Source organism: Streptomyces fuscigenes (genome assembly GCF_021556455.1).
GTDB lineage: Bacteria > Actinomycetota > Actinomycetes > Streptomycetales > Streptomycetaceae > Streptomyces > Streptomyces fuscigenes.
Map to the genome: position 1 here is coordinate 1 of NZ_JAKGCV010000375.1, position 5,455 is coordinate 5,455.

7 protein-coding genes are annotated in these 5,455 nt (G+C 75.9%); 6 read left to right on the top strand and 1 reads right to left on the bottom strand.

The window, feature by feature from the left end:
* The 4 genes from alr to L1885_RS22715 all read left to right on the top strand — a co-directional run.
* Nucleotides 1-1,008 (top strand): alanine racemase (gene alr / locus L1885_RS22700; protein WP_235799026.1); only part of this gene is annotated, 1,008 nt, incomplete at its 5' end.
* On the top strand, nucleotides 1,005-2,339 hold the full coding sequence (locus tag L1885_RS22705) for an alpha/beta fold hydrolase (protein WP_235799027.1): 1,335 nt from the start codon (nucleotides 1,005-1,007) through the stop codon (nucleotides 2,337-2,339). The genes alr and L1885_RS22705, both read left to right, overlap by 4 nt.
* Entirely contained in the window at nucleotides 2,308-2,880 is a 573-nt protein-coding gene (tsaE, locus tag L1885_RS22710) for a tRNA (adenosine(37)-N6)-threonylcarbamoyltransferase complex ATPase subunit type 1 TsaE (protein WP_235799028.1), read from the top strand. The genes L1885_RS22705 and tsaE overlap by 32 nt, the downstream gene beginning before the upstream one ends.
* Before the next feature lie 243 nt (nucleotides 2,881-3,123).
* Complete coding sequence (locus L1885_RS22715; protein WP_235799029.1) at nucleotides 3,124-3,288, top strand: hypothetical protein; 165 nt, start codon at nucleotides 3,124-3,126, stop codon at nucleotides 3,286-3,288.
* Between the two features lie 168 nt (nucleotides 3,289-3,456).
* Here L1885_RS22715 and L1885_RS22720 read toward each other — a convergent pair whose 3' ends face one another.
* Nucleotides 3,457-4,014 carry a hypothetical protein gene (locus L1885_RS22720; protein ID WP_235799030.1) on the bottom strand — a complete coding sequence of 186 codons (558 nt, stop codon included), beginning with the start codon at nucleotides 4,012-4,014 and terminating at the stop codon, nucleotides 3,457-3,459.
* 134 nt (nucleotides 4,015-4,148) lie between these two features.
* Here L1885_RS22720 and tsaB point away from each other — a divergent pair, with 134 nt between their 5' ends.
* The gene (gene tsaB / locus L1885_RS22725; RefSeq protein WP_235799031.1) at nucleotides 4,149-4,883 is read left to right on the top strand and encodes a tRNA (adenosine(37)-N6)-threonylcarbamoyltransferase complex dimerization subunit type 1 TsaB; all 735 of its coding nucleotides are present in this window, start codon (nucleotides 4,149-4,151) and stop codon (nucleotides 4,881-4,883) included.
* Nucleotides 4,880-5,455, top strand: a 576-nt coding sequence (gene rimI, locus L1885_RS22730) for a ribosomal protein S18-alanine N-acetyltransferase (protein WP_372481998.1), incomplete at its 3' end; no start/stop codon positions are given. The genes tsaB and rimI, both read left to right, overlap by 4 nt.

Here is a 5,455-nt window from a genome sequence, read left to right on the forward strand (position 1 = left end):
CGCGGCACCGCGACCCCGCACGAGGCGCTCGCGCTGCGGGCCGCCGGCGACGAGGGCCCGCTCCTGTGCTGGCTGTGGACGCCCGGCGACCCGTGGGCCGCCGGCATCGAGGCCGGGCTCGACATGGGCGTCAGCGGCCAGTGGGCGCTGGAGGAGGTCACGGCCGCCGCCCGTGCGACCGGCCGCACGGCGCGCGTCCAGCTCAAGGCCGACACCGGCCTCGGCCGCAACGGCTGCCAGCCCGCCGACTGGCCGGCCCTCGTCGGCGCCGCGCTCGCCGCACAGGACGCGGGCGAGGTCCGCGTCACCGGACTGTGGTCGCACTTCGCCTGCGCCGACGAGCCGGGCCACCCCTCCATCACCGCGCAGCTGGACCTGTTCCACGAGATGCTCGCGCACGCGGAGAAGGAGGGCGTCGAGCCGGAGGTCCGCCACATCGCCAACTCGGCCGCCGCGCTCACGCTGCCCGAGTCCCACTTCGACCTCGTGCGGGCCGGCATCGCGACGTACGGCATCTCGCCGAGCCCCGAGATCGGGGCGCCCGGTGACTTCGGGCTGCGGCCCGTCATGACGCTGTCCGCGTCGGTGGCCCTGGTCAAGCAGGTCCCGCCGGGCCACGGCGTCAGCTACGGGCACACCTACCGCACACCGGAGGAGACGACGCTCGGCCTGGTGCCGCTCGGGTACGCGGACGGCATCCCCCGCCACGCCTCGGGGCGCGGCCCCGTGCGCCTGGGCGGAGGCCCCTGGCGGCGGGTGGCCGGCCGGGTGGCGATGGACCAGTTCGTGGTGGACCTCGGGGGCGACCTCGTGGAACCCGGCAGCCGCGCGGTCCTCTTCGGCCCCGGGGACGAGGGCGAGCCGACGGCGCAGGACTGGGCGGAGGCCGCGGACACGATCGCCTACGAGATCGTCACGCGGATCAGCGGGCGCGTCCCGCGGGTCTTCCTGAACGAGGACGCGGCGGCGGACGGCGGCGGGAGCGACGAGGGGGGCGCGGGCGCGTGAGCGACGAGGGCCCGGCCGGCGCGGCCGGCGAAGTGGCGCAGGCCGCCTCGGCCGCCGCCTCCGCGGTCACGGGCGGCTGGCGCCGCGCGGGCCTCGCGGGGGCCGCGATAGGGGTGATCGCGGCGAGCGCCGCCGCGGGCGTCGCCATCGACAAGCTCACCGTCAGCCGCGGCATGCGCCGCAGGGCCCGTCTCGCGCTGGACACGGCGGGCCCCTTCGGCTCGCTGCGCGGCACCCCGGGCCGGGCGATCGCCGATGACGGTACGGCGCTGTACTACGAGATCGACGAGGCCGACGAGGCCGACGAGGCCCATGAGGCCCATGAGGCCGGCGACGCCCACGCGAGCGCCGAGGCTGCCGGGTCGGACGAGGCCGCCGAGATCGCCGAGACCGCCGAGATCGCCGAGACCGACGGGGCGGCCGGTGGCGGAGCCCCCGCGCCGACCGTCGTCTTCAGCCACGGTTACTGCCTCAACCAGGACTCCTGGCACTTCCAGCGCGCGGCCCTGCGCGGCCGGATCCGTACCGTCCACTGGGACCAGCGCAGCCACGGCCGGTCCGCGCGCGGCGCCGCGCAGAGCGGGCCCGACCCGCAGCCCGCGACGATCGACCAGCTGGGGCGCGACCTGAAGGCCGTCATCGACGCGGCGGCGCCCGAGGGCCCGCTCGTGCTGGTCGGCCACTCCATGGGCGGCATGACGATCATGGCGCTCGCGGACCAGTACCCCGACCTCATAAGGGAACGCGTCGCGGGCGTCGCGCTCGTCGGCACGTCCAGCGGGCGGCTCGGCGAGATCACGTACGGCCTGCCGGCGCTCGGCGCGAACGTGGCACGGCGCGTGCTGCCCGGCGTGCTGAAGGTGCTCGGCGGCCAGGCCGGGCTCGTGGAGAAGGGCCGCCGCGCCACCGCCGACCTGTACGCGGGCATCGTGAAGCGCTACTCGTTCGGGGGCCAGGACGTCGACCCGGCCGTGGCCCGGTTCGCCGAGCGCATGATCGAGAACACTCCGATCGACGTGGTCGCCGAGTTCTACCCGGCGTTCACCGACTACGACAAGGTGCAGGCCCTCGCGGTCCTGCTGCGCACGCCCGCGCTCGTCCTCGCGGGCTCCGACGACCTCATCACGCCCAGCTCGCACAGCGAGGCCATCGCGGACGTGCTGCCCGACGCGGAACTCGTCCTGGTGGAGGGCGCCGGCCACCTCGTGATGCTGGAACACCCGGACGTCGTCACCGGCCACCTCCTCGACCTGCTGGCGCGCGCGGGCGCCGGTGGCTTTGGCCGTAACGTTGGCGGGCATGGAAGCACCGCACAACGACCCGGCGACTGACGGGCCGACCGCCCCCCGGACGCAGATCGACCTCGACAGCCCCGACCGCACGCAGGACCTCGGGCGTGCGCTCGCGGCGCTGCTGCGCCCCGGGGACCTCGTGATGCTCACGGGTGAACTGGGCGCCGGCAAGACGACCCTGACCCGGGGCATCGGCGAGGGCCTCGGCGTGCGCGGGGCCGTCACGTCCCCGACGTTCGTCATCGCGCGGGTCCACCCGTCGCTCACCGGCGGCCCGCCGCTGGTGCACGTGGACGCCTACCGGCTCGACGGCGGCCTCGACGAGATGGAGGACCTCGACCTCGACGTGTCGCTGCCCGAGTCCGTGGTCGTCGTCGAATGGGGCGACGACAAGGTCGAGGAGCTGACGGACGCACGCCTGCACGTCGTCATCGAGCGCGCGACCGGCACGGCCGCCGCCGGCGGCGAAGGGGGGCTCCTGCCGCCCGAGGACGACGGACGGCGCCGGGTGGTCGTCACCGGGTACGGAGACCGCTGGGCGGGGCCCGCGCTCGCCGGGCTGGGCGCGGCGTTCGCCTGACGTGCGCGACCCGTCCGGGCGCGGCGGTGTTCGAACACGCGGCACGTCCCGACAAGATGTCGGCAAGATGTTGCGCGCGCTGCCGCGGGCGTGGTCCCATGGCGCTGTAACCGGTTAGGTCCCCCTGACCATGCGTGCCCCCGAGCCCAGGAGGCAGTCATGACGCCGCCCCGGCGCGAAACACGGACCCCGCCGCGGAAGCCCGCAGGTGCGGCCGGTGCCCCGGTGCCCTCCGACGTGTCGATGAGCGAGCTGCTGGCGTCGTGCGCCGCCGCGTCCGCCGTGTCCACTCCGCCCGCCGAGGGCGGCCCGGGCGTGCCCGCCGCCGAGGCCGACGCGGAGGCCGAGCCCGAGGGGTCCGCTCACCGCGCCCGCCACCGCGCGCACCGTCCCGTCACCGCGCGCTGAGCCTCCGCCGAGACCTCCGGAGCCGGGGCGACCGCCGTCCTCCGCGGAAGCGGGAGGAACCGGAGAGGCCGCGGAAGCCGTCCGGCCTCCGGGCGTCCGGCGTCCGGTCAATGGTGAACGGGGCGTGCGCCGCCGGGCTGTTCGGCCCGGTCGGCGCGCCGCCGCCGCTCAGGCGATGACGACGACCTTCGAGCCGAGGGTCGCGAACGTCCACAGCGCGTCGCCGTCCGTGCGGCTCGTGCGCACGCCGCCGGTCTTCTTGGCGGGGTCCGGCGCCGGCGTGGAGCCGTCCTGCGCGGCGCTGAAGCCGACCACCACGGTCCCGACCTTCGAGAACAGCACGACGTGCTCGATCGGCACTCCGTCGGAGCCGGTCGTGGCGTCCGTGCGGTGGGTGACGCGGTACGTGCCGGGCGCGGGCGAAACCGTGCTCGGCTGAACGGAGAACGAGCGCGTCGCCGTGCCGTCGGCGCCCACCAGCCAGACCCGGTGCGCCTTCAGCGCGTACACCACCCGCGCGCCGTCGCCCGACCGCCCCGGCAGCTCGGTGGGGTCCTTGCGGGGGTGCTGGGGACCCTGGGCGACATGGGAGGGCGGAGCGCTGGGGGAAGCCGGCTTGCCGAGGGTGTCGGGCGCGTTCGCCGACGCCTGGTAGGCGAGGAATCCGACCACGGCCAGCGCCGCGGCCGTGAGCCCGGCGACCATTCCCGAGCTGCTCCTGGACACCTGTCCTCAGCCACCTTTCGTGCGTCTGTGCGGTATCTGCGTCTTGACGTCTCGTGACGCGGCCGACGGTAGCAGCAGCGTACGGGCGCCCAGGGGCGCCGCGAGCCCCGCCGCCGGGGCCGTAGGCTGTTTGCGTGCTTCTGCTTGCCGTCGATACCGCCACTCCCGCCGTCACCGTCGCCCTCCACGACGGCGGATCCGTCCTGGCCGCCGAGAGCGACGTCGACGCCCGGCGCCACGGGGAGCTGCTGCTGCCCGCCGTCGACCGGGTCCTCGCCGCGGCCGGCGCGAAACCCGACGCGATCACGGACGTGGTGGTCGGCGTCGGCCCCGGTCCCTACACGGGCCTGCGGGTCGGCATCGCGACGGCCCTCGCGTTCGGCTCCGCGCTCGGGGTCCCGGTGCGCGGCCTGTGCACGCTGGACGGTCTCGCGTACGCCTCCGGGCTCGACGAGCCCTTCGTCGTCGCGACGGACGCCCGCCGCAAGGAGGTCTACTGGGCCCGGTACGCGGACACCCGCACGCGGGTGTCCGAGCCCGCGGTCGACCGGCCGGGCGATCTCGCCCAGGAGCTCGCGGGCCTGCCGGTGGTGGGCGCGGGCGCGGCCTTGTACCCCGAGGTGTTCCCGGACTCCCGTGCGCCCGAGCACCAGTCCGCGGCGGCGCTCGCCGCGCTGGCCGCCGAGCTGCTGGCGGGCGGGGCGGGCGACGGGCGGCGGGCCGAGGACGCCCCGGGCCCCGGACCCGACGGCTCCGGCACCGGCCCGGCGGCCGGCGTCCCCGCCGGTTTCCTCCCGGCGCTCCCGCTCTACCTGCGCCGCCCCGACGCCCAGGTCCCGAAGAACTACAAGGTGGTCACGCCGAAGTGAGTGCACGCTCCGGCGCTGCCGAGACCGCGCCGCACGTCGAACTGCGCGAGATGCGCTGGTGGGACATCGAGGCCGTCCTCGAACTCGAGGACGAGCTGTTTCCCGAGGACGCCTGGTCGCCGGGCATGTTCTGGTCGGAACTCGCCCACGCCCGCGGCCCGCACGCCACCCGCCGCTACGTCGTCGCGGACGAGGGCGGCCGGATCGTCGGGTACGGGGGCCTCGCGGCGGTCGGCGGCGTCGCCGACGTCCAGACCATCGGCGTGACCCGCGACCACTGGGGCGGCGGGCTCGGCGCCCGGCTGCTGACCGAGCTGCTGCGCCACGCGACCTCGTTCGAGTCCAGCGAGGTGCTGCTGGAGGTCCGCGTCGACAACAAGCGCGCGCAGAGGCTGTACGAGCGCTTCGGCTTCGAGCCGATCGGCTTCCGCAAGGGCTACTACCAGCCCGGGAACGTGGACGCGCTCGTCATGCGGCGCGACATGAAGGAGACGCCCGCGACGCCCGCGAAGCCGCTCACGCCCGCCGAGGCGGCCGCGCAGGTCGAGGCGCGCGCACCGGGCGGAGCGCCC